This is a genomic window from Anoxybacillus ayderensis (assembly GCF_000833605.1).
Classification (GTDB): Bacteria; Bacillota; Bacilli; order Bacillales; family Anoxybacillaceae; genus Anoxybacillus; species Anoxybacillus ayderensis.
Window position 1 is genome coordinate 1 of record NZ_JXTG01000010.1, and the last position, 25,378, is coordinate 25,378.

Below are 25,378 nucleotides of genomic sequence, written 5' to 3' on the forward strand. Positions count from 1 at the left end.
ATCACGACAGATCTGGATGAAACTGACGCGAAGGAGTGGCTATAGCGAGCCCCTACTGAACGTCTATCAGAAATGGAGAGAGGCAAGATAACGAACGAATGTTCGAGCACTGATGTCCAACGTCACTCCCTGGGCTTTTTTGTCTATTTTTTTGGTTCGTATACCTAAAAAAGAGATTTGTTCCATTTTCGGAAATAGAGATGACATAGGTCATAAGCATAAAAAGGGTTTTATGGATTATCAATCCATCAAAATTACAACAAAATCAAAGTCGATTTCAATTCATCACGGATTCAGGTTATAGCTTTGTTGTTGAAAAAGGGGTGCATCGTTTGTGAAAATTATTTCGTGTCATGGATATGAATTACAAAAAGCACAGCCGAATACGTCAGAAGATTTTTTCAATCGTTCGGAAGTGACGTTTGTTGACGATGATGGAGTAGAACGTACATTGCACGTACTATATGTTCGTTATTTCGATGAGCGTTTTTCACAATGGACACCGTATGAACAAGATCCTGTATTTCAAGCGGGTGGGAAAGACGTATATTTTAAAGACATTGTTGCGCTCGTCTGTTTGCTCGTCGATCCATCACTTCGGGCACGAAAACGTGTATATATTAGTGAGGAAGAAGAGCTTCGACGTTACTTTTCATCCATCGATTTAGCGAAATTACCAGAAGTATTTGAGGCGCTTGCCAAAAAACAATCGTATACGGTTAAATCACCGCTTTTATTTATTTCGCAACCGTAAAGGAGGCTTGCATATGGGGAATACTGTTGTTCTTAACCAAACGAAGCAAGTGGAGCAGTTGTTAAGCCGCATTGTAGAACAAATTGCTCGCTATTTAAATGAAACGACGATTGAACAAATGCAAGAAGAATGCGCAGGCGACCGTCGTTATTATGAAGGAGTGCTTGCGGACTTGCGCCGTTTAGCTGTATATGGTGAAGAAGGTGTCGATGCGTGCCGCATTGTGCTTCAAGAAGAGCCGTTTCGGAAAGCAGCCGCCGAACAAGCATTATATAAAATTTATCATTCATGTGTGGCAGAATTTTTTACCCCAAAGCGCGATTTATGGTATGAAGATAGCCGCTCAGCGTATACAGGAAGACATTCGATTAAATTGAGACAACCTGCTCCTCCATCGTTACAACAATTGCTTCATGCGATTGAAGCTGATTTTCAAACGATGCGAGAAGAACTCGAATTTTATGAAACAGACTACCGAACAAAAATGATCCAATCGCAATAGGAAGCTGCGTGTGTCAGCTTCTTTTTTTGTTGCATATGATGCCGGAGGAGGTGTGTATATGCAACAATATATTCATAGCGTGCAAGCGTGGCTTGAGAGAGTAAAGCCATATGTTGATGCAGAAACGGTGGAACGTCTAAACGTGGAGCTAGAGCGTGGAGATGTCGTGCGCATTCATGAGCAAGTGACAAACATATATGAACAAATACAACGTAAACGCGTACCGATTGGAGGACATACGCTACCTCAGCTGCCTTATGCGTACAATGCATTGGAACCGTATATTGCTGAAGAGATTATGCGATTGCATCATGAAAAACATCATCAAAGCTATGTGGACGGTTTGAATCGCGCCGAAAAAATGATGCAACAAGCGCGTGAAAAAAATGACTATGCGTTATTAAAACATTGGGAGAGGGAAGCTGCGTTTCATGGTTCGGGACATTATTTGCACACAATTTTTTGGAACAATATGAAACCGCGTGGAGGCGGACGTCCAACGGGGGCGCTGCTTCAACAAATTGTGCGCGATTTTGGGAGCTTTGAAGCGTTTCAACGACATTTTACCGAAGCGGCGAAGCAAGTGGAAGGAAGCGGATGGGCGCTTCTTGTTTGGTCACCGTTTGCTGAACGGCTAGACATTTTACAGGCGGAAAAACATCAAAACGGGACGCAATGGACGACCGTTCCGCTCCTTGTGTTAGATGTGTGGGAGCATGCGTATTATTTGCAATATAAAAACGATCGCGCAACGTACGTTCAACAATGGTGGAACGTCGTCAATTGGGACGATGTGCAACAGCGATTCATAAAAGCAAAAGGCCGCGTCATGTAGCGGTCTTTTTGTCATACATCGTTGACTAGCGCATACACTTGTACAAAACGGACAAAGGGATGAGGGTGTATGCGACGGCAATGGTTTGTATGGATGATCGTGCTTTGTTTTTTTTGTTCGCTTTTTCCGAATGAAGCGAAGGCGATGTCGGTGAGTGCGAAAAGCGCGATTTTAATGGAACAGACGACAGGGCGCGTGTTATTTGAAAAAGATGCGCATACAAAACGACGTATTGCGAGCATTACAAAAATTATGACGGCCATTTTAGCGATTGAATCAGGAAAATGGGAAGAGCTTGTGACGGTAAGTGAACGGGCGGTTCGGACAGAAGGATCTTCGATTTATTTAAAGCCGGGCGAAAAAATTGCGCTCAAACATTTAGTATATGGGCTTATGCTTCGTTCTGGAAACGATGCAGCGGTGGCGATCGCTGAGCATGTTGGCGGTAGCGTCGAAGGCTTCGTTTTTTTAATGAACAAAAAAGCAGCAGAAATCGGCATGACAAATACAGAATTTGCGAATCCACACGGGTTAGATGATGCAGAAAATCATTATTCGACTGCGTACGATATGGCGTTACTTATGCGATATGCGATGCAAAATGAGCAATTTCGCGAAGTATCGGGAACGAAATTGTACCGAGCACCAAATCCAACGGAAGATTGGGACCGCGTTTGGCGCAATAAAAATAAGCTATTAACGCATTTGTATAAATATTGTACCGGGGGGAAAACAGGATATACGAAGCGAGCGAAACGTACATTAGTGACAACGGCATCAAAAGATGGGCTTGATCTCATTGCGGTGACGATTGACGCAGGCGATGATTGGAACGATCATATGGCCATGTATGAACACGGCTTTGCGCACTATGAACTTGTGACGGTAAAAGCGGACGAGATTGTAGAACAGATTGGAGATCCGTTTTATGACAAACATCTATTTGTTGTACGCGATTTTATATATCCGGTCACAAAAAAAGAAGAAGCACTCATTCATTTAAAGCGAAAATTACTTCGCCCACAAGAACGATGGAAAGAGATAGGCGTGCCATCGATTGTCGGGAAAGCGGAACTATATATCGGCAACGAAAAAGTCGATGAAACACCTATTTTTTATAAGCAACAAAAGAAAACACGTTCTTTTTTTGACTGGTTGTTAGGGGTGGGGCGCGATGGTTAATCTCATTTGGATGGCGCTTTTGCTTATTGGGCTTGTGTTTGCGGGAATAAACGGGACGATGAAAGACGTGAACGAGGCGATGTTTCAAGGGGCGAAAGAAGCGGTAACGATTAGCATTGGTTTAATTAGCGTGCTCGTTTTTTGGCTCGGTTTAATGAAAATCGCCGAGCAATCTGGATTGCTTTCTTTTTTTGCTCATTTGTTCCGTCCAATAGCGAAAAAAATTTTCCCGGAAGTGCCGTCCGACCATCCGGCTCTTGGGTATATATTATCAAATATGGTCGCAAACATGTTCGGTCTTGGGAATGCGGCGACGCCGCTCGGCATTAAAGCAATGGAGCAATTGAACAAACTAAACGGTCAAAAAGACGAACCGAGCCGCTCGATGATTACGTTTGTCGCTTTAAATACCGCAAGCGTTACGCTCATTCCTGCAACCGTCATATCGATTCGGATGACATACCACTCTGCTTCACCAGGAGAAATTATTGGCACAACGTTTGTTGCCTCACTCATTGCCACGATATCAGCGATCATGATCGACCGCGCATTTTACATACGGAGGCGTAAAAAAGGAGGAATGTAATGTACGTCATTCAATTTTTGTCGCTTTGGCTTATTCCAATGGTCATCGCTTGTATTTTACTGCACGGGACGTACAAGCGCGTTCCAACGTATGAAGCGTTTGTCGAAGGGGGAAAAGAGGGAATTCAAATTGCTTTTTCCCTTATTCCATATTTAGTAGGCATGCTTGTAGCTGTCTCCGTTTTTCGCGCTTCCGGTGCACTTGATTTTTTTATTTCGTATATGAAGCCGTTCATCGTCCCGCTCGGATTGCCGCCCGAAGTCGTGCCGCTTGCGCTCATTCGTCCAATTTCAGGAACGGCATCGCTTGGCATCGTGACCGACTTAATCGCCACATATGGACCCGATTCATTTATCGGTCGGTTAGCTTCTACGATCCAAGGAAGCACAGAAACGACGTTATATGTACTTACCGTCTACTTCGGTGCGGTCGGCATTCGCAAAATGGGCGATGCGCTGAAAGTCGGCTTGCTTGCGGACCTCATTAGCTTTGTTGTATCGTTTTTTATCGTACTATGGATGTTCGGGGAATAAAGAGGAAATGTTGTAAATATAGGTGGAAAACTTTATAATAAGTATTGTATCACTTTAAAAGGTGAGGAAATAAAGTGAAAAGGAAATTTGTCCTAAATATCACAGTTTTATCTCTTCTTTTAAGTTTTGTATATAGCTTTTTGCTTCTGATGATTGAACATTCTCTTTTTTCCAACGAATTGAGTAGTCCGTCAAATATTGTTGTTTTTACAGCTATGTTTTTGATTTTATATGTGTTTCATCTATTTATTTCATGGCTATATTACATGATCGCAAATAAAATGGCTGGATCAATGAAAAGGAAAATAATTGTTTTCTATTTGTTTGGTCTTGTTTTACTTTTGATTGTATATGTGTTTTTTCAAGTGAAGATCGTTTGGTTGTTGTTTCTCTCTTTTATTATTCTTTCTTTTCCCTCATACAAGAGAGGCTAGGAGAAAGTCGCGTTCTGTGCGATTTTCTCCTTTCTTATTTTTGAACTCCTGTACCGAATGTGGTAAAACTATATAGTGAGGTGAATGAAATGGAACGATTACAAAAAGTCATTGCTCATGCAGGTGTAGCATCGCGAAGAAAGGCAGAGCAATTGATCGTCGAAGGAAAAGTGAAAGTAAATGGAAAAGTTGTCACAGAGCTTGGAGTGAAAGTTAGTCCACAAGATCGCATTGAAGTAGATGGCATTCCGCTTGAGCGCGAAGAGCCGGTATATTATTTGTTGTACAAGCCGCGCGGTGTTATTTCTAGCGTAAAAGACGAAAAGGGAAGAAAAGTAGTGACCGACTTTTTCAAGCATGTAAACAAGCGCATTTATCCGATCGGGCGGTTAGATTACGATACGTCAGGGTTGTTGTTGTTAACAAATGACGGGGAGTTTGCGAATATATTAATGCATCCACGCTACGAAATTGAAAAAGTGTACATCGCAAAAGTAAAAGGTATTCCAGTGCGCGAAAAAATGAAACAACTTGAAAAAGGTGTCATGTTAGAAGACGGTGTAACAGCGCCAGCGAAAGCAAAAGTATTATCAATTGATAAGCGAAAACAGACGGCGATTGTTGAGCTTCGCATTCATGAAGGACGCAATCGTCAAGTGCGCCGCATGTTTGAAGCGATTGGTCACCCTGTTTTAAAGTTAAAGCGGGAACGTTACGCCTTTTTAGATTTAAAAGGCTTAAATCCTGGAGATTACCGCGAATTGTCACCACATGAAGTGAAGCAATTGCGTGCCCTTGCATTAGCTGGTTCGCCGTATGTATCATAATTTTGTCACAGTTTGTTCAAATAATTTTCATTATTTATATAGTGGTAACTTGTATAATGAGGTTGATGAAAACGGTTTATTAGGAGAGTTGGCGATGAAAGAAAAGCGATTTTGGCTTCGAACAGTCATTTTAGCCATCATGCTTGCAGCGATCGGCTATACGATTTATTCGAACGTTTTTGTCGAGAAAAAAGCGATTCAAGTGGGAGATTCAGCACCAGATTTCGTACTTACTGATTTAAATGGCAACAAAATTCAACTATCCGATTACCGTGGCAAAGGTGTCTTTTTAAACTTTTGGGGAACGTGGTGTAAACCGTGTGAAAAAGAGATGCCACACATCAATAGTCAATACAACGTATATAAAAATGAAGGGGTAGAAGTGATTGCTGTTAACGTTGGGGAAGCGAAAGTGACGGTACAAACATTCGTTGATCGCTTTCAGCTTACGTTCCCAGTTGTCATTGATCAACAAGATCAAGTGATGAATGCGTACGATATTAACCCGCTGCCAACGACATTTTTAATCGACAAAGACGGAAAAATTGTAGACATCATTACAGGAACGATGACAGAAGAAGATGTAAAAAAATATATGGAACGAATTAAGCCGTAAGGGGTTTTCAACATGGAACAAGTAAAATGTGAATGCGGGCATGTCAACCCGATCGGAACAGTGCTTTGCGAAGCGTGTGGTAAGCCGCTCGAAGAAGTGCCAGCGTTGTTAGATATGCGCTATGAAGGGAGCGCGCGCCGTTCACAAACGTACAATAAAACGATCATTGATAAAATTTGGAACTTTTTTTCATCTGTCAAAGTTGGGGTTTGGCTCATTGTCATTACGCTAGTTGCTTCCGCGATCGGTACGATTTATCCGCAACAAATGTACATTCCGCCAACCGTATCACCAGCGGAATATTATGAGCAGCAGTACGGTTTGCTTGGAAAATGGTACTATGCGCTTGGCTTTCATGACTTGTATAGTTCTTGGTGGTACATGTTGCTTATTGCACTCATTGGCGTATCGCTCGTCATTTGTAGTTTAGATCGTGTTGTACCGCTATATCGTGCGTTAAACAATCAACGAGTGACGCGCAACGAGCAATTTTTACAAAGACAACGTCTATTTAGTCGCGCGAAAGTAAAACATGATGAAACGGCATTTCGAAACGTCGTCGACAAGCTAACAAAGCGTGGCTATCGCGTTCGAGAAGAAAACGGAAATATTTTAGCTGAAAAAGGGCGATTTTCTCGTTGGGGACCGTATGTGAATCATATTGGGCTTATCATTTTTTTAATCGGTGCGATGCTTCGTTTCGTTCCGGGCATGTATGTCGACGAAAGTATGTGGATTCGTGAAGGAGAAATAAAAGAAATTCCGGGAACGAACGGAAAATATTTTTTAGAAAATAAAAAGTTTATTTTTGAAGTCTATGAGAAAGAAAAGGAGAAAGAAGCGTTTCAAGCAGCGATTGATCGCGTCGGTAGCGGAATGATGGCGAAAAACTATCAAACCGACGTCGTATTATACGAACGTGTTGGTCCAGTCGTTGCGGGCGAAGAGCCGAAATTAAAAAAAATAAAAAGTTTTTCAATTCGGGTTAATGAACCGTTAAAACATGATCATTACGCATTATACCAAGTTGATTTTAAGCTAGATGAGTTAAAAAGTATGTCGTTTCATTTCACCGATAAGGAAACGAACAAATCGTTTGGCACAATTACAGTTGATTTAATTCAACCAGAAAAAGAATATGATCTTGGTAACGGATATAAAGTACAACTATTAAGCTATTTTCCAGATTTTTATTTTGATGAAAACGGCAATCCGAATACGCGCTCGAAAGTACCGAACAATCCAGCGTTCGTATTTAAAATGTTTGCACCAGATCGTCCGAAAGGCGAAGTGAGCTTCACGGCCATTCGTCAAACAATTGAACCGCTTGGTAATAACAAATATAAGATGGCATTTGCGAATATTGAAACACGAAACGTATCGGCATTAACGGTTCGTCGTGATTTTACACTTTGGATTTTAGGCGTTGGTGGCGCGATTTTTATGATCGGCCTTATTCAAGGGATGTATTGGAACCATCGTCGCGTATGGATTCGACGGATGAACGACGAAGTGCTCGTTGCCGCACATACGAATAAAAACTGGTTTGGACTGAAAAAAGAGCTTGAAGGCATATTTAAAGATACGCCGTTTGTCATGCCAATCGATCAAGCGGACAAGCGGTCATAAGGGGGGAACATCGTGGTTCAGCTAAGTAGCACGTTACTATATGTGGCATTTGTTCTTTATTTAGTTGCAACGCTTTTCTTTGGTGGCGCGATTCGAGTCAAAAAGAAAGAAGGAGTGGACCGTTGGGCAACGATTGGGATTTTTGTGACGATCGTTGGATTTATTGCTCAACTCGGTTATTTTATTACGCGCTGGATTGCCGCTGGGCATGCACCTGTCAGCAATTTGTTTGAGTTTACAACGTTTTTCGGCATGATGATTGTCGGGGCGTTTATCGTCATTTATTTTATTTACAAAACGAGTTTGCTCGGCTTATTTACTTTACCGATTGCCATTTTAGTTATCGCTTATGCGAGCATGTTTCCGCGGGAGATTTCACCGCTCATTCCAGCTTTACAAAGTCACTGGTTGCATATTCATGTCATTACAGCAGCAGCTGGAGAAGCGATTTTAGCGATTAGTTTTGCCGCGGGACTTATTTATTTAATTCGCGTTGTCGATCAATCGAAACCGAGTAAGCGAACGTTTTGGCTTGAGTTCGTATTATTTTTCTTAATTAGTACGCTTGGTTTTGTCATCGTCACAACATCGTTTCGCGTTGCTGGTTATGAAGCAACGTTTGAGTGGATCGATAAAAATGGCAAGCAAGATGAAATGGTATACCATATGCCTGCGCTTGTTGGTCCGCATGAAGGAGTGCTAAAAACGGAAGAACGCATGAAGCCGCTTGTGGACATGCCAGCAATCATTAACGCGCGGAAATTAAATACGGTCATTTGGTCTTTGTTTTCTGGCCTTGCGTTATATGGCTTGCTTCGCCTGCTTTTACGGAAACGTATCGCAGCCGCGTTACAACCGCTTGTAAAAAACGTCAATTTAGATTTAGTTGATGAAATTGGCTATCGTTCCGTAGCGATCGGCTTTCCAGTATTTACGCTCGGTGCGCTTATTTTTGCGATGATTTGGGCACAAATTGCATGGACGCGCTTTTGGGGTTGGGATCCGAAAGAAGTATGGGCGCTCATTACGTGGTTGTTTTATGCTGCCTTTTTACATTTGCGACTATCGAAAGGATGGCATGGTGAACGTTCCGCATGGCTTGCGGTTATTGGTTTTGCGATCATTATGTTTAACTTAGTGGCGGTAAACTTAGTCATTGCTGGCTTACACTCATATGCTGGATCTTAAAAACGCCTTCATTGCGAAGGCGTTTTTTTAAAGATAAGAAAGTATAAAATTTTGAGTTGATGTCTAGCTCCAAGCGCCATCGGCTCGAGTCGCTCCGCCCCACACTGCGGCGGCGACACACTGAAATACTTCAATGATGTTACCCACGCAGAACCAAGCGATCGCTTGGTGCGAGCTCTCCTCGGTGGGGCTTGTGCGCTCTTCGCGGAGCCAAGGATGGCGACATTTCGCCGTTGCCCGCAGGACGCGGGCTGCCTTTAGGCGAAATGGGGGCGCTTTACGCTTTTCTTTATGAGAAGTAGAAAAAAGTTTGGCGGTTTTGTACAATAGAAAAGGAGGAGGTATGACATCATGGAGAAGGAAATTAAAATTTTAGTTGTGGATGATGAAGAACGAATTCGCCGCTTGCTTCGCATGTATTTAGAACGTGAACAATATGTCATTGATGAGGCGGAAAACGGCGAAGAAGCGCTAGCGTTAGCACTTGAAAATGATTATGATTTAATTTTGCTTGATCTCATGTTACCAGGAAAAGATGGGATTGAAGTATGTAAACAGTTGCGTGAGAAAAAAGCAACGCCTGTCATTATGTTGACAGCAAAAGGAGAGGAAGCGAACCGCGTGCAAGGGTTTGAAGCAGGAACAGACGATTATATTGTAAAACCGTTCAGCCCGCGTGAAGTCGTGCTTCGTGTGAAAGCATTGCTTCGTCGCACAGCCAACGCTTCCTACGTACCGACGGATACGACAGCACGGGATGTGCTTGTTTTCCCACATTTAACAATTGATCATGATGCACATCGTGTGACCGCGGACGGACATGAAGTCAGTTTAACTCCGAAAGAATATGAGTTGCTTCACTTTTTAGCGAAATCGCCAGATAAAGTGTTTGACCGTGAACAGTTGCTAAAAGAAGTATGGCATTACGAATTTTTCGGTGACTTGCGCACAGTGGATACACACGTCAAGCGATTGCGTGAAAAACTAAATAAAGTGTCGCCAGCTGCAGCGAGAATGATCGTCACCGTTTGGGGTGTCGGGTATAAATTTGAGGTCGTGAATGAATGATGGCGTTATGGCGTAGTGTAGTCGGCAAACTATGGCTGACGATTTTGTTGCTTGTTGCTTTCGTCCTTTTTATCTTAACCGTCTTATTGCTCGGTTTTTTTGAAAAATATTATTTGGAAAAAACAAGTGATCAGCTTACCCAACAAGCGACAAAAGTGGCTCGGGTCGTCGCGGAACATGACGAGCCGTTTGCGCGCTCGATTGCGTGGACGATGGTGGATGATGTGTCAAAGTTAATGATCATTATCGATGATCGTCATTATTGGTATTCACCAAATGAAAAACTTCCTGATTTGCCACTATCGTTCATTCAGCAAGATCAACAGTTAGGGCGCGTATTTGATGGCGAAAAAGTAGTGAAACGGACGCTTATGCCAAATCAAACGATGCGAAACGACGAATATAATGAACTATTTATTGTCGGTGTTCCGCTTCATACATCGGATGGAAATGGCGCGGTATTTGTATACCAGTCGTTAAAAGCGGTCGAAGAAACGACAAGACAGACGACAAAATTTATTTTTCTTGCGGCGTTTATCGCCATTGTGTTAACGACCGTGTTCGCCTTTTTCTTATCTACACGCATTACAGCGCCGCTTCGAAAAATGAGGCAAGTAGCATTCGAAATTGCGCGTGGAAAATTTGATTCAAAAGTGCCGATCGTCACTCATGATGAAATCGGAGAACTGGCGATGGCTTTTAATCAAATGGGACGGCAGTTGCAGTTTCATATTAATGCGTTAAATCAAGAAAAGGAGCAGTTAGCAAGCATTTTAAGTAGCATGGCCGATGGTGTCATTACATTTAATCGAAACGGTGAAGTGCTCATTACAAATCCACCAGCTGACCGATTTTTACAAGCGTGGTATTACGAGCAAGGGCAAAGCGATAATTTATTGCCACTTCCTCCCGAAGTGAATGAATTGTTTACGAAAGCGGTAGTGGAGGAAAAAGAACAAGCGATAGAAATGGCTTTACAAGGTCGCAATTGGGTCATTGTTATGACGCCGTTATACAACGGCAAGGTCATTCGAGGAGCCGTTGCGGTGCTTCGCGATATGACGGAGGAACGACGGCTTGATAAGTTGCGCAAAGACTTTATCGCAAACGTCTCGCATGAGTTGCGCACACCGATTGCGATGTTGCAAGGGTATAGCGAAGCGATTGTCGATGATATTGCCGCGACAGATGAAGAGAAAAAAGAATTGGCAAAAGTCATTTATGACGAATCGTTGCGCATGGGTCGCCTTGTGAACGATTTGCTTGATTTAGCGCGCATGGAAGCAGGGCATTTAACGCTCCATGAAGAACAAGTGCCGCTTAGACCGTATATCGAGCGCATCATCCATAAGTTTCAAGCGTTAGCGAAAGAAAAAGGAGTTCGTTTGCTTGTTGAAATGAACGATGAGCTCATCGTTTCGTTCGATCCCGACCGCATTGAACAAGTGTTGACGAATTTAATTGATAATGCGCTTCGTCATACAGATAACGGTGGCGAAGTACGTGTCATTGTCGATACGGGGGAAGAAGTCGTGCGCATCTCTGTGCAAGATTCTGGCTCAGGTATCGCAGAAGAAGATTTGCCGTTTGTGTTTGAGCGTTTTTATAAAGCGGATAAAGCGCGCACGCGCGGTCGCTCAGGTACAGGTTTAGGTCTTGCGATTGCGAAAAACATCGTTGAAGCGCATAAAGGAACGATTGCTGTCCATAGCAAACTAGGAGAAGGAACGACGTTTACGTTTACATTGCCATTGAAATAGAAATTTTTTATTGTCATCAGCGATATTTTTCGCTATGATAGAAACGTAGAAATTGTTCGACAATTACATACATTCGTTGCAAAAAGGTGTCGAACGGGCAACCTAGTAGACTTAATAGGGAATCTGGTGCAAGTCCAGAACTGTCCCCGCAACTGTAAATGCTGACGAAATGAAAATCGCCACTGTACAATTTGTACGGGAAGGCTTCAAAGTAGGATGACGCATAAGTCAGTAGACCTGCCTTTTTGCACCGTCATTCGCGTCTTCGGGGAGTGAGACGGCGAAACGACAAGGGGAAGTTACTGTCTTTTGTTGTTTCCAGCTCATTCCATTTGGGATGAGCTTTTTTATTTGATATACATAAAAGGGGGAAAAACGATGAAGAAATGGAAACAATATGTGTGGCTTCTTGCGCTCGTATTGACGCTCGGATTAGCAGCGTGCAGCAATAACGCGGAGCCAGCAAAAGAAACGAAGCAAGAGGCGAAAACAGAGGAGGCTGCATTTCCGGTTACGGTAAAGGATGCGGTTGGCGATGTCACGATTGAAAAAGAACCGACAAAAATTGTTTCGCTCATTCCGAGCAATACAGAAATTGCATACGCGTTAGGGCTTGGTGACAAAATTGTCGGTGTAAGCGATTTTGATAACTATCCAGAAGATGTGAAAAACAAAGAAAAAATTGGTGGTATGGAGTTTAATGTTGAAAAAATTATTTCACTTCAACCAGACGTTGTGCTTGCGCATGCATCAAGCGCTCACAATTCTGAGGAAGGATTAAAGCAATTAAAAGATGCAGGCATTACAGTTATTGTAGTGCCAAACGCCACATCGTTCAATGATGTATATGCGTCGATTGAACTGATCGGGAAAGCGACAGGGAAAGAGAAAGAGGCAGCCGATGTTGTGCAGCAAATGAAGCAAAAAATTGATGCCATTGCTGAAAAAGCAAAAGAAGTAAAGGAAGAAGCAACCGTTTGGGTGGAAGTTTCTCCTGCACCTGAAATTTATACCGCTGGAAAAGGAACATTTATGGATGAAATGTTAACGACCATTCATGCGAAAAATGCAGCAGGCGATCAAGAAGGATGGCCGATGTTTACAGAAGAAGATGCAGTGGCGCTAAATCCAGATGTCATTATTACGACATACGGTTATTACACACCGAACGCTGTCGAGCAAGTGCTCGCTCGCCCAGCTTGGAAAGATGTCCCTGCAATTAAAAATAAACGAGTATACGATGTCAATTCTGATTTAGTTTCTCGTCCGGGACCACGTTTAGCTGAAGGGGTCGAAGAAATTGCCAAAGTCGTTTATCCAGACATTTTTAAATAATTACATGAGCGCATCGCTTATTGCAACGTTTGCTTTGTTGTTAGGGGTATCGATTGGATCACAATCGATTCCCTTTTCTTCTATATGGGAGACGGTATTACATCAGTTGTTTCATACGCCGACAAATGTTCCTGCCACCGTTTCGCAAATTATTGTTGCGATTCGTTTGCCGAGAGTCATACTCGCCTTTCTGATCGGGGCATCTTTAGCACTGGCAGGGGTAGCGTTTCAAGCGCTTTTGAAAAACGTTCTTGCTGATCCGTATACAATCGGGGTGTCGTCTGGGGCAGCCGTTGGCGCAGTGCTCGTCTTTTTCTTTCAGCTTCAGTTTTCGATTCTCGGGCGTTTTACGCTCCCGATCGTCAGCATTATATTTGCGCTCGTGACATTATTGTTTGTTTTATTATTTGCACGGCTTGCGGAACGAAATATGGCGATGGAGACGATTGTTTTAATCGGCATTATCATGAATGCGTTTTTCGGCTCGCTCATTTCGCTTATGGTCGCTTTTAGCGGCGAAGAGTTGCGTCAAGTTATTAGCTGGCTCATGGGGAGCGTCGCGATGCGCGGCTGGTCGTACGTGTCTTTATTTGTTCCGTTTTTTATCATCGGTTCTCTCGGTTTATTTGCACATATTCGCGAGTTAAACGCCTTTTCATTCGGTGAGCGGGTCGCTGCCAATATTGGCGTACATTTGTTACAAAAAAAGCTCGCGATTTTACTTAGCGCTTCCTTGCTTACAGGAGCGGCGGTAGCTGTATCGGGAACGATCGGATTCGTCGGGCTCGTTATTCCCCATATGACTCGTCTCATTTGCGGGGCGAACCATCGAAAATTGTTGCCGCTCTCCTTTTTATACGGCGGAACGTTTTTAGTATTGGCGGATGTCGTCGCGCGAACGATCGTTTCACCGCGAGAGTTGCCGATCGGGGTCATTACCGCCCTCATCGGCGCCCCTTTATTCGCGATATTGTTGTTTAAAAGTTTAAGACGGAAGACGGGATCAACATGATTGATGTAAAGGATGTTTCGTATCGATATGGTGAAAAACAAGTATTACGACATGTTTCATTTACAGTATATGAAGGAGAGTTTTTCGGTATTTTAGGTCCGAACGGGTCAGGAAAAACGACGTTAATAAAACTGTTAAGCCGCGAACTTGCTTTACAGCAAGGGGACATTTTTGTTTGTGGTCAACATATTGAAACATATAAGCCGAAACAATATGCAAAATTGATCGCTACGTTGCCGCAACATACAGATGTTTCGTTTGGATATACAGTGAAAGAAATGGTTGAGCTCGGTCGCTATCCTTATCAATCAACTCTTTTTCCGAAATGGACAAAGGAAGATGAGCAAGTTGTTAGCGACTCACTCCATGCGGTGACATTGGCGCATAAACAACATGCTTTGTTAGAGCAGTTAAGCGGTGGAGAACGTCAGCGTGCCGCACTTGCTCGAGCGCTGGCACAACAACCGCGCGTATTGCTCCTAGATGAACCGACGAACCATATGGATGTGGCGCAACAATTTAAATTGCTTAATTTGTTAAAGCAATCGAAGCTGACGATCGTTGCTATTTTTCACGATATAAACATTGCATCGCTCTACTGTGATCGCCTTCTTTTTTTGCGAGATGGAGAAGCCGTTGCATGCGGTACACCGAAAGAGTTGTTAAATGAATCGATGATTGCATCCGTATTCGAAACAAACATGAAACGATATGAGCATCCGGTGTTGCCAAAACCGCTTGTGACGTTCGTTCCGTTTTTAGAGCAGCCTATGAATGATGTGCTATGGCATGTCAAGCAAAATGAAACGATGATCGTCATTGAAACGGTAAAGCCGTTTAAAGTGCTTTCCTCTGCGCTCGTTGGCGGTGGAACGCGCTGGGCAACAACGTTTGTCAATCGGCATGTTCCGCTTGATTATCGTTGTGATGATGCAAAGGAAGAGATGATTCAATTTTTGCGGCAACACGGTTTTGATGAGCAGTGGACCGTTGGGATGATGACTGCTGTTTGTGTAAATGATGTCGCGTTTGCGTCTGTTTATGAAGATGTTCGCCTTTTCGTTGCCGTAACGGCAGGGGTTGGAAATGCGGTTGATAGTGCACAGGCGTGGCGTCGTACAGATGTAGTCGCTTCTCCGGGCACGATTAATACGTTTATTTTTATTGATGCACACTTATCAGAAGCTGCGTTTGTGCAAGCGTTAATGACCGCAACAGAAGCAAAAGCAAAGGCGCTGTACGATAAACAAGTCATCGATCCCCAAACCCACACCATTGCGACAGGAACATCGACAGATTCGACGGTCATCGCTGCGTCTCAACAAGGAACGTATTATGAATACGCTGGAACGATTACATCGATCGGCAAACAAATCGCTCGTCTTGTATATGAAGCGACGCAAACAGCCATTGATCGCTACCGAAAGCGAAAGGGTGAAAGTCGATGACGCACATATGGGCGGTGTGGCTTGCGCTTTTGCTCGATCGCATATTTGCTGATCCTCGTCGATTTCATCCTGTTTGTTGGATTGGGCAAATGATTGCGTTCATGGATCGTCATTTGAACAAAGGAAGATGGAGAAAAGGAAAAGGAATATTCACGCTGTTTGTCGTTTGTACGGTGACGTTGATCATAAGTTACGGACTGATTGTTAGCGCCTACCGACTTTCATTTATATTCGGCATATTCATTGAAGCAATGATCATTTTTACTTCGATTGCGCCAACCAGTTTAGCGAACGCAGCGTACGATGTCCTCGATCCGTTAGAAAGAGGGGATATTGATGAAGCCCGAAAAAAGGTGGGAATGATTGTCGGGCGTGATACAAAAACGTTACAACAAGAAGGGATCGTACGTGCATGTGTGGAAACAGTAGCCGAAAATACGAGTGACGGAGTAACCGCCCCTCTTTTTTATGCTTTTATTGGCGGGGGAGCGTTAGCGATGTTGTATCGCGCTGTAAATACGTGCGATTCGATGCTCGGCTATAAAAACGAGCGATATGCTCAATTTGGTTGGGCATCGGCTCGATTTGATGATGTACTTAATTACATTCCTGCTAGACTAACAGCGTTCGTTATGCTGTTTGTTCATCGTGCAAATAAACGAGCATGGAAACTATTATTTCGCGATGCCCGCAATCACCCAAGTCCAAATAGCGGATGGTGCGAAGCGGCGATGGCTGCGTTGTTACATGTTCAACTCGGAGGAGTAAACACATATTACAGTGTCGTATCCGTCCGACCAACGATTGGAGATGCGTCTGTTCCGCTTGCTGCTCGGCACATTAAACGAGCGGTGGCAATCATGATACGCACGACCGTTGCTTTTACGATAGGAGGGAGTTTGCTTGCGCTTGCCTGCACATGGGGCTAATCCACATCGTTTATATGAAGCGATGCAAATAAATATGCCGAGCTCATATATTGATTTTAGCGTCAATGTCAATCCAATGCAGTACGAATATATACTAACAGAACAACAGTGGTTACGTTGGATGAGCGAATATCCAGAGGAGCGAAGTGAATCGCTTCAAACGATGATTGCTGAACGAGAGCGTGTCGCGCGCAGCCATGTATTTGTCGGAAATGGTGCTGCCCAATGCATTTATTTACTTGCTGAACAATTTGCCGGTCAACATATTGGCATCATTGAGCCGACGTTTACAGAATATCGTCGCGCATGTGAAGCTTACGGTTGTACCGTTCACTCGTTTATGTTAGATGAACATTGGCAACTACCGATCGAACAAATGATAGAACGCTTGCCGTCTTTACACGCGCTATTCGTTTGTCATCCAAACAATCCAACAGGCACGATATGGCCAAAAGAAACGATGTATGCTTTATTAAAAGCAGCACATGATGAAGGGGTATATGTTATTGTCGACGAAGCGTTTTACGATTTTTGGCTCGATGGTTATTCCGTTTCTTCTTTTTTACACACATTTGATCGTTTAATTGTGCTACGGTCATTAACGAAAATGTACCGATTGGCAGGTGTACGGCTCGGTTATGTGTTAGCGCATGAGCATGTCGTAAAAAAGTTAACGGAAAAGCAACCGCCATGGAGCGTGAACACGATCGCTCAACAAATCGGAAAACAATTATTGAACGATGAGGCATTTGTCGAACGAACAAAAACATACATCGCTTCAGAGCGAAAACGAATATTTTCACAGCTTACTGAGATGGGTTATCGCTATTCACCGTCTGTTGTCAATTTTTATATGTTGCATGATGAGACGATGACGCTTTTTCCTTTTTTGTTGCAACAAGGTATCGTCGTTCGCCATACGTTTAATTTTCAAGGACTGGACGGAAAATATATCCGTTTGGCGATTCGAACGAAAGAAGAGAACGATCGCCTCCTTCATTATTTAAAGAGGTGGAATAAATGATCGTATTTATTAGCGGTGGGGTGCGTAGCGGAAAGTCTTCATTTGCAGAACAATGGGCAAAAACAATGGCGGAAGCAACACATTCACTTCATTATATTGCGACAGCGATGCGCACAGATGAAGAAATGGAGGCGCGCATTGCTCATCATCAACAACAACGAAAACGTGATCGGTGGCAAACGTGGGAACAGCCGTATGATCTCGATCGCATCATTTCTATGTTTTCCAAACGTGATATCGTGCTGCTTGATTGCTTAACAAATTTATGGGCAAATGAGTTGTTTCGCGATCATATATGGGATGTACATGGAAAAGTACCGCGCATCGTTCAACAAATGAAACAGTTAGGTAACAAAGCTAAAGGACTAATCATTGTAAGTAATGAAGTGTTTTATGATGGTGTACCTAATGAACGAGGAACGTATATGTATATGCACGGTCTCGGTTTATTACATCAACATCTTGTCACATTAAGCGATGTGGCGATTTTGATGCGTTACGGATTGCCGATTGTAAAGAAAGGAAGATGGCCATGTGGCGTGGCGTAATGTTGGCTGCGCAATTTTTAACTGTGCTTCCGCTCCGTATACAAGTGGACTGGAATGAACGAACAGCACGCGCAGCTGTTCTGTCGTTTCCGTTCGTCGGTGCGATAATTGGATCGTTTCTCGTTGTTTTGTACATGTTCATGTTTCATCATGTGTCTGTGCTCGTCTTATCATTTTTGCTCATGTTTTTTTCTATTTTTCTTTCCGGAGGTTTGCATGCTGACGGATGGATGGATTGCAGCGATGCGTATTTTTCATATCGCGATCGACAGCGTCGTCTTGATATTATGAGCGATTCGCGCGTCGGGGCGTTTGCGGTGCTCTCCATTTTATTTTTACTTGGCTTCCGTTTCGTTTTTCTATTTGAGACCGTTGCGCACGTGTCGTTGTTTTCTCTTTTTTGCATTCCGTTACTTTCACGTCTTGGCATGACGTTGCTTTTATTGACGACGCCGCTTGCGAAACAGACAGGGATGGCAGCCGCATTTCGTCAACATGTCGATCACCGCTATGTACCTTTCGTTATGGTGTACGCATTCATTGTTTTGTTATCGCGTGAAACGATCATATTGTTTTTGGCGCTTATGTTGTTTTATGTTGTCGCGCGTGCATTTGCTGTGAAGCAATTTGGTGGAATTACAGGCGATGTGCTTGGGGCGTTTGTTGAAGGAGGCGAAACGTTTTTATGGCTCGTCATTTGGCTATTACATACGTTCGCCATTTTGTAACGAAAGAAAATGAAGCGAAACAATATATCGGTTGGACGAATGTGCCAGTAATTCAGCCGAAAAATGTGTCGCATGAGCTGAAGGCAGAAATCGTCATGACAAGCGATTTGCTTCGTTGTCGCCAAACGGCGCATTTGTTGTTTCCGAATCACGTCATTGAATGTTCTTATCGTTGGCGAGAACTAAATTTTGGTGATTTTGAAGGAAAAACGTATGAACAATTGCAAACGGTCAAGGCGTATCGTCGTTGGTTAGACGATCCGTTTCGCTATGCTCCTCCAAACGGTGAGACGTTTGCTCAGTTTGAAGCTCGTATTGAACAAGCCGTTAGCGATGCGATTCATCGATCCGTTTCACATGTTGTCGTTGTGACGCACGGCGGTGTGATTCGTTATATATTATCGAAGTACGCACCGGACATCCGTCCGTTTTGGGAATGGCACGTTCCGTTTGGCGAAGGAGTGACGCTTTATAATACGAAGGAACGATGGAAGGAGAGAATGCGATGCATTTCGTTAGCGGCGGTGCATTTCAAGGGAAGCGAAAATGGGTAAATGCCCATTATTCATTCGCGCATACATCATACAGTTGGTATTGTGCATATGAAAATATGTTTCCGCTTCCATATGAAGAAACTGCATCTGTTGTTGTGCTTGAAGGAATAGAACATTGGATTCGCGAATATTTTTCTCCTTATACGGACGATGAAAAAGAAGCGATCCGATCGTATATGTGTGCGTGGAAGCGATGGGAACAAGCGGGAGAACGGACGGTCGTTTGGATCGGTTGCGATATTGGGCAAGGTATCGTGCCGATCGATGCGCATGAACGAGCATGGAGAGATATCGTTGGCTGGACGTATCAACAGTTAGCGAGCATATGCAACCGTGTCGATTACGTATGGTGTGGAATCAATGAACGAATCAAATAGGAGGGAGAACATGAAATTATATACAAAAACAGGCGATAAAGGGCAAACGAGTTTAGTTGGAGGGCGAGTCGATAAAAACGATGTACGTGTTGAAGCGTACGGAACGATTGATGAAGCGAATTCTGTCATCGGTTGGGCAATGACGTTATTACAGGATGAGAAATTTCGCGACATTTATGAAGAATTGCAACGCATTCAACATGAACTGTTTGATTGTGGCGGTGATTTAGCTATTGTCGGTGAAAAAATACCATACAAAGTAAAAGCGGAAATGGTGACGTTTTTAGAAGAACGCATCGATGCATATATTCAACAAGCGCCGCCGCTTGAACGGTTTATTTTGCCGGGAGGTTCACCACAAGCAGCAGCTTTGCATATGGCACGTACCGTGACGCGAAGAGCAGAACGTTGTGTCGTTGCGCTGATGAAGCAACAACAAACGAATGAAGTCGTCTTACAATATATGAATCGTTTATCAGACTATTTATTTGCGATTGCACGCGTTGTTAACGCTCGTTTACACGTAAAAGACGTAGAATATGAGCGAAGCGCCATCGTGTTTCGTGATAAAAATGAAAAAAAGGGTGAATCATGATGAGGCGTTTCACGTTGCTCATTATGTTTATTAGTTTATCTGTCATCGGTTCACTTATAAAAATTCCATTTACAATTGGAAGCATTGCATTAGATAGTGCACCGGCGGTTGTTGCTGCGCTTTTGCTCGGTCCAACAGCTGCGGCGGTCGTTGCAAGTGTTGGGCATATTGTATCGGCCCTATTTGGCGGATTTCCGCTTGGGCCTTTTCATATACTTGTGGCGGTGGAAATGGCAGCTCTTTTATACGTTGTCGGCTTGTTGATGAGAAGAGGATGGTTCATTTCTAGTTATGTATGTTTTTTTATCGGTAATGCACTAATTGCACCGTTGCCTTTTGTATGGATCATAAGCCCAGCATTTGTACTTTCCATCATCCCTTCTCTTGCACTAGCTACGGGAGTCAATGTAGCGATTGCTGTTGTCGTTTCCAAAACGTTGCAACGAGTATGGGGGGAACGGCATGCGTGACGTATTATGTGTGCCGCTTGATGAAGAAAACGAACTCGTTTTGGCGACAGATTGTTCGGGTGGCATTGGCTTAAAACAAGATGATGTTGTAAATGTACCATACGATGTTGTTGCGTACTACGGCGCGCGAGTAGCATGGATGGAATTGATGAGTATAGGGGCCACACCAAAAGCTTTTGTTTTACAAAATTTTGTGAACGACCATGCATGGCATGCACTTGTCGCAGGCGTTCAACAAACGATGGAAGAATTGCAGTTGTCGCTCCCTATAACAGGAAGTAGCGAATCAAATATGCCGCTCATGCAATCAGCTGTCGGTTTTGTAGCTGTCGGCACGGTGCGCAAAACAGAAAAAAGGATAAATGTTACGCCAAATGATGCATGTTGGGCGGTCATTGGCGAGCCGCTCGTTGGTGAGGCGGTTATACAAAAAAAAGATCGGATCATTCCGCTTTCGTTATTTCGCACGTTGTTGCAGTTAGATAGTGTATATGAAATCATTCCAGTTGGCTCAAAAGGAATATGGCATGAGTGGAAGCTTCTGCATGGGGAACGACCACTTCGTTGTTCCCTTCCGCTATATGCTTCTGCTGGTCCAGCTACGTGTGTGCTTATTAGCTATGATCGGGCACAACAACATTTCTTGCAATCGCTCGCTGGACCACTTTTTTATCCCATTGTAAAATGTAACCTTCTATCGTTCTAACCGTTCGTATTTTTGCATACAACATATATGGTTATAGCAAACGGGAGGGAATAGACGATGGAAGATATGATGAAACGAGTGCTCGTTGTTGTTGGTATGGCCGCGTGCATTCATTTATTGTTTCTTGTTGGTTTAAATAACTAGAAAAAGAGAGAGATGTGCTATATAATGTAAAACAATACGAGAGAGGGGGAGAGAACAATGTTAACAGATTACCATAATCATTTAGAGCGCGGGACGTTGACGCTCGACTATTTGAAGAAATTTACGGACGAAGCCGCGCGAAAAGGCATTGAACATTTTGGTATTTCCGAACATGCGTATCACTTTTATCAAACGAAAAACATTTTATCGAATGCGTGGATTGAAGAGCGCCGTTATTATGATATGGCTGATTATGTTCGTTTATTTCACGAAGCGTGGAATGCTGGAATTGATGTGAAAATGTCGATTGAAATGGACTACACGCCAGGTAAACATGAAGAAATGGCGCAATTTATTCGCGCTTATGATTTTGACTATGTCATCGGCTCGATTCATTGGGTGGATGACTTCGGCATTGATTTAGCTGAGTTTCGAAAAGAATGGGATCGTCGGGATCTATATGATACATACCGAAAATATTTCGATCAAGTCGTGACGTTAGCTGAATCGAACTTATTCGATATCATCGGTCATTTAGATTTAGTAAAAATTTTTAAATACGTGCCAGAAAATGAGGAATTTTTGCTTGAACAGTACGATCGGGCAACGACAGCATTAGCAAACTCGAAAACGTGCGTAGAAATTAGTACCGCAGGATTGCGTAAACCAGTCGGAGAGCTATACCCTGATCCTCGTCTACTGCAAATGTGCTATGACAAAGGCATTCCGATTGTGTTATCGTCTGATGCGCACGTTCCTCAAGATGTCGGAGCGGATTATGATCGAGCGATCGCTCTCGCAAAAACAGTCGGTTACACGGAAATTATGACGTTTTCGAAAGGACAACGAAAAGCCGTTCCGCTTGGATAAAAAAGGTTCAGCCACGAGGCTGAACCTTTTATACTTCCAATCTCTTTACAACGTCAATATCGTCAATTTTCTCAAGTATTTCAACGAGTGCATCATCGAGCGGTTTATCGAGCGAAAGCATCATAATCGCTTTTCCGCCCGCTTCTTGGCGACCGACTTGCATCGTTGCAATGTTTACTTGATGGTCGCCTAAAATGTTTCCGACTTTTCCGATCATTCCTGGTTTGTCATGATGTTGAATGTATAGTAAGTGTCCTTCTGGTGCAAAGTCGATCGCAAAGCCGTTAAAATGAACGATGCGATCGCCATAGTGGGCGATGTGCGTTCCTTTCATCGTAAACGTTTTGTTTTCGCCATATACCGTTAATGTAATGCTGTTGTTATAGTCATTGCCATTAGCTGAAAACTTTTCGCTAAAGGCGATACCGCGCTCTTTAGCGATCATTGCCGCATTCACTTCATTGACTGTTGAAGCGACGCGCGGTTTTAAAAATCCAGCGAGCAAGCTACGTGTAATAAATGTCGTTTCTAAATCGGCGACGGAACCGGAATACGTAATTGCAATTTCTTGTACAGGTTCGCTCATATATTGGGAAGCGACAATGCCCATTTTGCGAGCTAATGTATAAAACGCTTGAATTTTTTCGTATACATCTTTTGATAATGTCGGTAAGTTGATGGACGATGTGACCGGTTTTCCTTGTAAAAATTTTAATACTTCTTCGGCGACTTGTGTCGCGACATTCACTTGCGCCTCGATCGTTGATGCCCCAAGATGCGGAGTGACGATAACGTTATCAAACGAAAGAAGCGGATGATCTCCTGGCGGCTCTTGTTCAAATACATCGAGGGCGACGCCTGCCACGTGTCCGTTTTCTAAAAACGAAAGAAGTGCTTGTTCATCGATAATTCCACCGCGCGCGCAGTTAATTAAATAGACTCCTTTTTTCGTTTTTGCTAAGTTTTTTGGGCCGAGAAGACCTTTCGTTTCTTTTGTAAGCGGTGTATGTACCGTAATGATATCCGCTTGCGCAAGCAATTCATCAAGCGTGCAAACATCGACGCCAATTTTTTCTGCCCGTGCTTTCGTCAAAAATGGGTCGTACACATGGACGTGCATACCGAACGCGCGCGCCCGTTTCGCTACTTCAGAACCGATGCGCCCGAAGCCAATGATTCCTAAATGTTTTCCGAATAACTCGACACCGACGAAAGCGGAACGATTCCATTCACGTGATTTGACTGAAATGTGCGCTTGTGGAATACGGCGCACTAATGAAGCCATCATCGCAAATGTATGTTCCGCTGTAGAAATCGTATTGCCATTTGGAGCGTTAATGACGACGACACCGTATCGTGTCGCTGCGTCAACGTCGATATTGTCGACGCCGACTCCAGCACGCCCAACAATTTTTAAATTCGGCATGTTTTGAAGTAGTTGTTCCGTGACTTTCGTTGCGCTACGAACGAGCAACGCATCAAATGTGTCAAGCTCACCTTCTACTTCTGTGACTTTCTTTTGTACGACTTCAATCGTTGGATCAGCAAGAAGTGGGGCAAGACCTTCTTCGCTCATCGCATCAGATACTAAAATGCGAACCACAAATATCCGCTCCTTTCAAATCATAAGTTTTTAAATTTCTGATAATTTAACATAACCGTATACATGTGTCAATAACTTTCGGAAAGGTCATACAAATGAAAGCGTTTTTATGTATAAATGTTCGGAAAAAAGACAAAAAGCTGGCGAAAAGCCAGCTTCAAACGTGACATTTATTTATTTTGTTCATTGTAGCGAGCGATGCATTCTTCAATAAGTTTCGCTGCTGCTTCCGGACCTTCCCACGTGCCAATTTCTGTTTTCTTTCCTTCTAAGTCTTTGTAACGTTCAAAGAAATGAGCGATTTCTTTTAACTTATGTTGCGGAAGGTCTTCAAGGCTGCGTACATCAGCAAAGCGAGGGTCATCAACAGGAACGCCGATTAATTTTGCATCTTCTTCTCCGCCGTCTACCATGTTTAAGTAGCCGAGCACACGCGTTTCGATGACGCAACCAGGGAATGTTGGATTTGTGACGATCACTAAAATATCAAGTGGATCGCCGTCTAACGCAAGTGTATTTTCCAAATAACCGTATTCAGCAGGATAAAACATTGGTGAATACAAGACGCGATCGAGCTTAAACACACCACGCTCTTTGTCGTATTCGTATTTGTTTTGGCTACCCGTTGGAATTTCAATAAACGCTTCAACAACTTTGTTTTCAAACGCCATGCCAAATTCCTCCTTTTCATTATGTATACTTTTTTATTATAGTCGATTGGACAAGTAGTGACAATGACTGAACAAAAGAAAAGGGCAAGCTTCATGTGAAGTTTGCCCTTCGGTGCTCTTACTCAAATTTGTTTGGATCGCCATCAAATGGCTCGTCCGCGACTTTGATGGAGTCTGTTGGACAGCCTTCAAACGCATCCATCATATCATCGATTAATACGTCTGGCACTTCCACAATGCCTTGGTTGTCGTCTAATGTAACGTACGCAATGCCTTCATCATCGTAGTCGTAAATGTCTGGTGCAGCTGCTCCACATGCACCACAGGCAATACATGTTTCTTTGTCAACAATTGTGTACTTTGGCATACAATGACCCTCCTTAATTATATGGAACCAATCGCTTCGTATGAAACGTTGGAAACGTATTCCTCACACTTTTATAATAAATG

Annotated in this window: 28 protein-coding genes and 1 riboswitch; of the genes, 25 read left to right on the forward strand and 3 right to left on the reverse strand. The window is 43.3% G+C overall.

The window, feature by feature from the left end:
* Positions 1–334 precede the first annotated feature (334 nt).
* From JV16_RS09385 to JV16_RS09510, 25 genes are all read left to right on the forward strand, one after another.
* On the forward strand, positions 335–754 hold the full coding sequence (locus JV16_RS09385; protein ID WP_035063082.1) for a hypothetical protein: 420 nt from the start codon (positions 335–337) through the stop codon (positions 752–754).
* Between the two features lie 13 nt (positions 755–767).
* Positions 768–1,256 (forward strand): YpuI family protein, encoded by a 489-nt coding sequence (locus JV16_RS09390; RefSeq protein ID WP_021094515.1) that lies wholly within the window; start codon positions 768–770, stop codon positions 1,254–1,256.
* Positions 1,257–1,314: 58 nt separating this feature from the next.
* Entirely contained in the window at positions 1,315–2,091 is a 777-nt protein-coding gene (locus tag JV16_RS09395; RefSeq protein ID WP_042535582.1) for a superoxide dismutase, read from the forward strand.
* A 69-nt stretch (positions 2,092–2,160) separates the two neighbouring features.
* On the forward strand, positions 2,161–3,273 hold the full coding sequence (locus tag JV16_RS09400) for a D-alanyl-D-alanine carboxypeptidase family protein (RefSeq protein ID WP_042535497.1): 1,113 nt from the start codon (positions 2,161–2,163) through the stop codon (positions 3,271–3,273).
* The gene (locus JV16_RS09405; protein ID WP_042535499.1) at positions 3,266–3,859 is read left to right on the forward strand and encodes a nucleoside recognition domain-containing protein; all 594 of its coding nucleotides are present in this window, start codon (positions 3,266–3,268) and stop codon (positions 3,857–3,859) included. Before JV16_RS09400 ends, JV16_RS09405 begins: the two co-directional genes overlap by 8 nt.
* Complete coding sequence (locus tag JV16_RS09410; protein WP_042535501.1) at positions 3,859–4,392, forward strand: spore maturation protein; 534 nt, start codon at positions 3,859–3,861, stop codon at positions 4,390–4,392. The genes JV16_RS09405 and JV16_RS09410 overlap by 1 nt, the downstream gene beginning before the upstream one ends.
* Positions 4,393–4,915: 523 nt before the next feature.
* Complete coding sequence (rluB, locus tag JV16_RS09420; protein ID WP_042535503.1) at positions 4,916–5,653, forward strand: 23S rRNA pseudouridine(2605) synthase RluB; 738 nt, start codon at positions 4,916–4,918, stop codon at positions 5,651–5,653.
* 94 nt (positions 5,654–5,747) lie between these two features.
* Positions 5,748–6,269, forward strand: coding sequence for a thiol-disulfide oxidoreductase ResA (resA, locus tag JV16_RS09425; protein ID WP_021094522.1), 522 nt, complete (start codon positions 5,748–5,750; stop codon positions 6,267–6,269).
* Positions 6,270–6,281: 12 nt separating this feature from the next.
* Positions 6,282–7,898, forward strand: coding sequence for a cytochrome c biogenesis protein ResB (gene resB / locus JV16_RS09430; RefSeq protein ID WP_042535505.1), 1,617 nt, complete (start codon positions 6,282–6,284; stop codon positions 7,896–7,898).
* 12 nt (positions 7,899–7,910) lie between these two features.
* A complete protein-coding gene (ccsB, locus tag JV16_RS09435; RefSeq protein ID WP_021094524.1) occupies positions 7,911–9,086 on the forward strand; it encodes a c-type cytochrome biogenesis protein CcsB in 1,176 nt (391 codons plus the stop codon).
* Positions 9,087–9,437: 351 nt separating this feature from the next.
* A complete protein-coding gene (locus tag JV16_RS09440; RefSeq protein ID WP_021094525.1) occupies positions 9,438–10,154 on the forward strand; it encodes a response regulator transcription factor in 717 nt (238 codons plus the stop codon).
* Complete coding sequence (locus JV16_RS09445) at positions 10,151–11,914, forward strand: ATP-binding protein (protein ID WP_021094526.1); 1,764 nt, start codon at positions 10,151–10,153, stop codon at positions 11,912–11,914. The genes JV16_RS09440 and JV16_RS09445 overlap by 4 nt, the downstream gene beginning before the upstream one ends.
* Positions 11,915–11,981: 67 nt before the next feature.
* Positions 11,982–12,173: riboswitch (cobalamin riboswitch) on the forward strand.
* 119 nt (positions 12,174–12,292) lie between these two features.
* Complete coding sequence (locus tag JV16_RS09450) at positions 12,293–13,249, forward strand: ABC transporter substrate-binding protein (protein WP_042535583.1); 957 nt, start codon at positions 12,293–12,295, stop codon at positions 13,247–13,249.
* Complete coding sequence (locus JV16_RS09455) at positions 13,215–14,261, forward strand: FecCD family ABC transporter permease (protein ID WP_042535507.1); 1,047 nt, start codon at positions 13,215–13,217, stop codon at positions 14,259–14,261. Before JV16_RS09450 ends, JV16_RS09455 begins: the two co-directional genes overlap by 35 nt.
* Positions 14,258–15,709, forward strand: a complete 1,452-nt coding sequence (locus JV16_RS09460) for an adenosylcobinamide amidohydrolase (RefSeq protein WP_084220332.1) — start codon at positions 14,258–14,260, stop codon at positions 15,707–15,709. The genes JV16_RS09455 and JV16_RS09460 overlap by 4 nt, the downstream gene beginning before the upstream one ends.
* Complete coding sequence (gene cbiB / locus JV16_RS09465) at positions 15,706–16,638, forward strand: adenosylcobinamide-phosphate synthase CbiB (RefSeq protein WP_042535511.1); 933 nt, start codon at positions 15,706–15,708, stop codon at positions 16,636–16,638. The genes JV16_RS09460 and cbiB overlap by 4 nt, the downstream gene beginning before the upstream one ends.
* The gene (cobD, locus tag JV16_RS09470; RefSeq protein WP_042535513.1) at positions 16,613–17,662 is read left to right on the forward strand and encodes a threonine-phosphate decarboxylase CobD; all 1,050 of its coding nucleotides are present in this window, start codon (positions 16,613–16,615) and stop codon (positions 17,660–17,662) included. Before cbiB ends, cobD begins: the two co-directional genes overlap by 26 nt.
* Positions 17,659–18,210, forward strand: a complete 552-nt coding sequence (locus tag JV16_RS09475; protein WP_042535515.1) for a bifunctional adenosylcobinamide kinase/adenosylcobinamide-phosphate guanylyltransferase — start codon at positions 17,659–17,661, stop codon at positions 18,208–18,210. The genes cobD and JV16_RS09475 overlap by 4 nt, the downstream gene beginning before the upstream one ends.
* Positions 18,189–18,938 (forward strand): adenosylcobinamide-GDP ribazoletransferase, encoded by a 750-nt coding sequence (locus tag JV16_RS09480; RefSeq protein WP_042535517.1) that lies wholly within the window; start codon positions 18,189–18,191, stop codon positions 18,936–18,938. The genes JV16_RS09475 and JV16_RS09480 overlap by 22 nt, the downstream gene beginning before the upstream one ends.
* On the forward strand, positions 18,896–19,492 hold the full coding sequence (locus JV16_RS09485; RefSeq protein ID WP_042535519.1) for a histidine phosphatase family protein: 597 nt from the start codon (positions 18,896–18,898) through the stop codon (positions 19,490–19,492). Before JV16_RS09480 ends, JV16_RS09485 begins: the two co-directional genes overlap by 43 nt.
* On the forward strand, positions 19,444–19,869 hold the full coding sequence (locus JV16_RS09490; RefSeq protein ID WP_042535521.1) for a bifunctional adenosylcobinamide kinase/adenosylcobinamide-phosphate guanylyltransferase: 426 nt from the start codon (positions 19,444–19,446) through the stop codon (positions 19,867–19,869). Before JV16_RS09485 ends, JV16_RS09490 begins: the two co-directional genes overlap by 49 nt.
* A 10-nt stretch (positions 19,870–19,879) precedes the next feature.
* Entirely contained in the window at positions 19,880–20,464 is a 585-nt protein-coding gene (locus JV16_RS09495; protein WP_021094536.1) for a cob(I)yrinic acid a,c-diamide adenosyltransferase, read from the forward strand.
* Complete coding sequence (locus JV16_RS09500) at positions 20,464–20,934, forward strand: ECF transporter S component (RefSeq protein WP_084220334.1); 471 nt, start codon at positions 20,464–20,466, stop codon at positions 20,932–20,934. The genes JV16_RS09495 and JV16_RS09500 overlap by 1 nt, the downstream gene beginning before the upstream one ends.
* A complete protein-coding gene (locus JV16_RS09505) occupies positions 20,927–21,640 on the forward strand; it encodes a hypothetical protein (RefSeq protein ID WP_042535526.1) in 714 nt (237 codons plus the stop codon). The genes JV16_RS09500 and JV16_RS09505 overlap by 8 nt, the downstream gene beginning before the upstream one ends.
* A 201-nt stretch (positions 21,641–21,841) precedes the next feature.
* Positions 21,842–22,654 (forward strand): histidinol-phosphatase, encoded by an 813-nt coding sequence (locus JV16_RS09510; protein WP_042535528.1) that lies wholly within the window; start codon positions 21,842–21,844, stop codon positions 22,652–22,654.
* A 28-nt stretch (positions 22,655–22,682) separates the two neighbouring features.
* Here JV16_RS09510 and serA read toward each other — a convergent pair whose 3' ends face one another.
* From serA to JV16_RS09525, 3 genes are all read right to left on the reverse strand, one after another.
* The gene (serA, locus tag JV16_RS09515; RefSeq protein WP_042535530.1) at positions 22,683–24,257 is read right to left on the reverse strand and encodes a phosphoglycerate dehydrogenase; all 1,575 of its coding nucleotides are present in this window, start codon (positions 24,255–24,257) and stop codon (positions 22,683–22,685) included.
* A gap of 170 nt (positions 24,258–24,427) precedes the next feature.
* Positions 24,428–24,928 (reverse strand): inorganic diphosphatase, encoded by a 501-nt coding sequence (locus JV16_RS09520; protein ID WP_021094541.1) that lies wholly within the window; start codon positions 24,926–24,928, stop codon positions 24,428–24,430.
* A 118-nt stretch (positions 24,929–25,046) separates the two neighbouring features.
* Positions 25,047–25,295: a ferredoxin gene (locus tag JV16_RS09525; protein ID WP_003394452.1), complete on the reverse strand. Its 249-nt coding sequence runs from the start codon at positions 25,293–25,295 to the stop codon at positions 25,047–25,049.
* Positions 25,296–25,378: the final 83 nt, after the last annotated feature.

Excerpts from the sequence above, each read along its gene's own strand:
- JV16_RS09390 (WP_021094515.1), top strand. The coding sequence starts at position 768 with ATGGGGAATACTGTTGTTCTTAACCAAACGAAGCAAGTGGAGCAGTTG.
- JV16_RS09395 (WP_042535582.1), top strand. The coding sequence starts at position 1,315 with ATGCAACAATATATTCATAGCGTGCAAGCGTGGCTTGAGAGAGTAAAG.
- JV16_RS09400 (WP_042535497.1), top strand. The coding sequence starts at position 2,161 with ATGCGACGGCAATGGTTTGTATGGATGATCGTGCTTTGTTTTTTTTGT.
- JV16_RS09405 (WP_042535499.1), top strand. The coding sequence starts at position 3,266 with ATGGTTAATCTCATTTGGATGGCGCTTTTGCTTATTGGGCTTGTGTTT.
- JV16_RS09410 (WP_042535501.1), top strand. The coding sequence starts at position 3,859 with ATGTACGTCATTCAATTTTTGTCGCTTTGGCTTATTCCAATGGTCATC.
- rluB (WP_042535503.1), top strand. The coding sequence starts at position 4,916 with ATGGAACGATTACAAAAAGTCATTGCTCATGCAGGTGTAGCATCGCGA.
- resA (WP_021094522.1), top strand. The coding sequence starts at position 5,748 with ATGAAAGAAAAGCGATTTTGGCTTCGAACAGTCATTTTAGCCATCATG.
- resB (WP_042535505.1), top strand. The coding sequence starts at position 6,282 with ATGGAACAAGTAAAATGTGAATGCGGGCATGTCAACCCGATCGGAACA.
- JV16_RS09440 (WP_021094525.1), top strand. The coding sequence starts at position 9,438 with ATGGAGAAGGAAATTAAAATTTTAGTTGTGGATGATGAAGAACGAATT.
- JV16_RS09445 (WP_021094526.1), top strand. The coding sequence starts at position 10,151 with ATGATGGCGTTATGGCGTAGTGTAGTCGGCAAACTATGGCTGACGATT.
- JV16_RS09450 (WP_042535583.1), top strand. The coding sequence starts at position 12,293 with ATGAAGAAATGGAAACAATATGTGTGGCTTCTTGCGCTCGTATTGACG.
- JV16_RS09460 (WP_084220332.1), top strand. The coding sequence starts at position 14,258 with ATGATTGATGTAAAGGATGTTTCGTATCGATATGGTGAAAAACAAGTA.
- cbiB (WP_042535511.1), top strand. The coding sequence starts at position 15,706 with ATGACGCACATATGGGCGGTGTGGCTTGCGCTTTTGCTCGATCGCATA.
- JV16_RS09475 (WP_042535515.1), top strand. The coding sequence starts at position 17,659 with ATGATCGTATTTATTAGCGGTGGGGTGCGTAGCGGAAAGTCTTCATTT.
- JV16_RS09480 (WP_042535517.1), top strand. The coding sequence starts at position 18,189 with ATGGCCATGTGGCGTGGCGTAATGTTGGCTGCGCAATTTTTAACTGTG.
- JV16_RS09485 (WP_042535519.1), top strand. The coding sequence starts at position 18,896 with ATGGCTCGTCATTTGGCTATTACATACGTTCGCCATTTTGTAACGAAA.
- JV16_RS09490 (WP_042535521.1), top strand. The coding sequence starts at position 19,444 with ATGCATTTCGTTAGCGGCGGTGCATTTCAAGGGAAGCGAAAATGGGTA.
- JV16_RS09495 (WP_021094536.1), top strand. The coding sequence starts at position 19,880 with ATGAAATTATATACAAAAACAGGCGATAAAGGGCAAACGAGTTTAGTT.
- JV16_RS09500 (WP_084220334.1), top strand. The coding sequence starts at position 20,464 with ATGAGGCGTTTCACGTTGCTCATTATGTTTATTAGTTTATCTGTCATC.
- JV16_RS09505 (WP_042535526.1), top strand. The coding sequence starts at position 20,927 with ATGCGTGACGTATTATGTGTGCCGCTTGATGAAGAAAACGAACTCGTT.
- JV16_RS09510 (WP_042535528.1), top strand. The coding sequence starts at position 21,842 with ATGTTAACAGATTACCATAATCATTTAGAGCGCGGGACGTTGACGCTC.
- JV16_RS09520 (WP_021094541.1), bottom strand. The coding sequence starts at position 24,928 with ATGGCGTTTGAAAACAAAGTTGTTGAAGCGTTTATTGAAATTCCAACG.
- JV16_RS09525 (WP_003394452.1), bottom strand. The coding sequence starts at position 25,295 with ATGCCAAAGTACACAATTGTTGACAAAGAAACATGTATTGCCTGTGGT.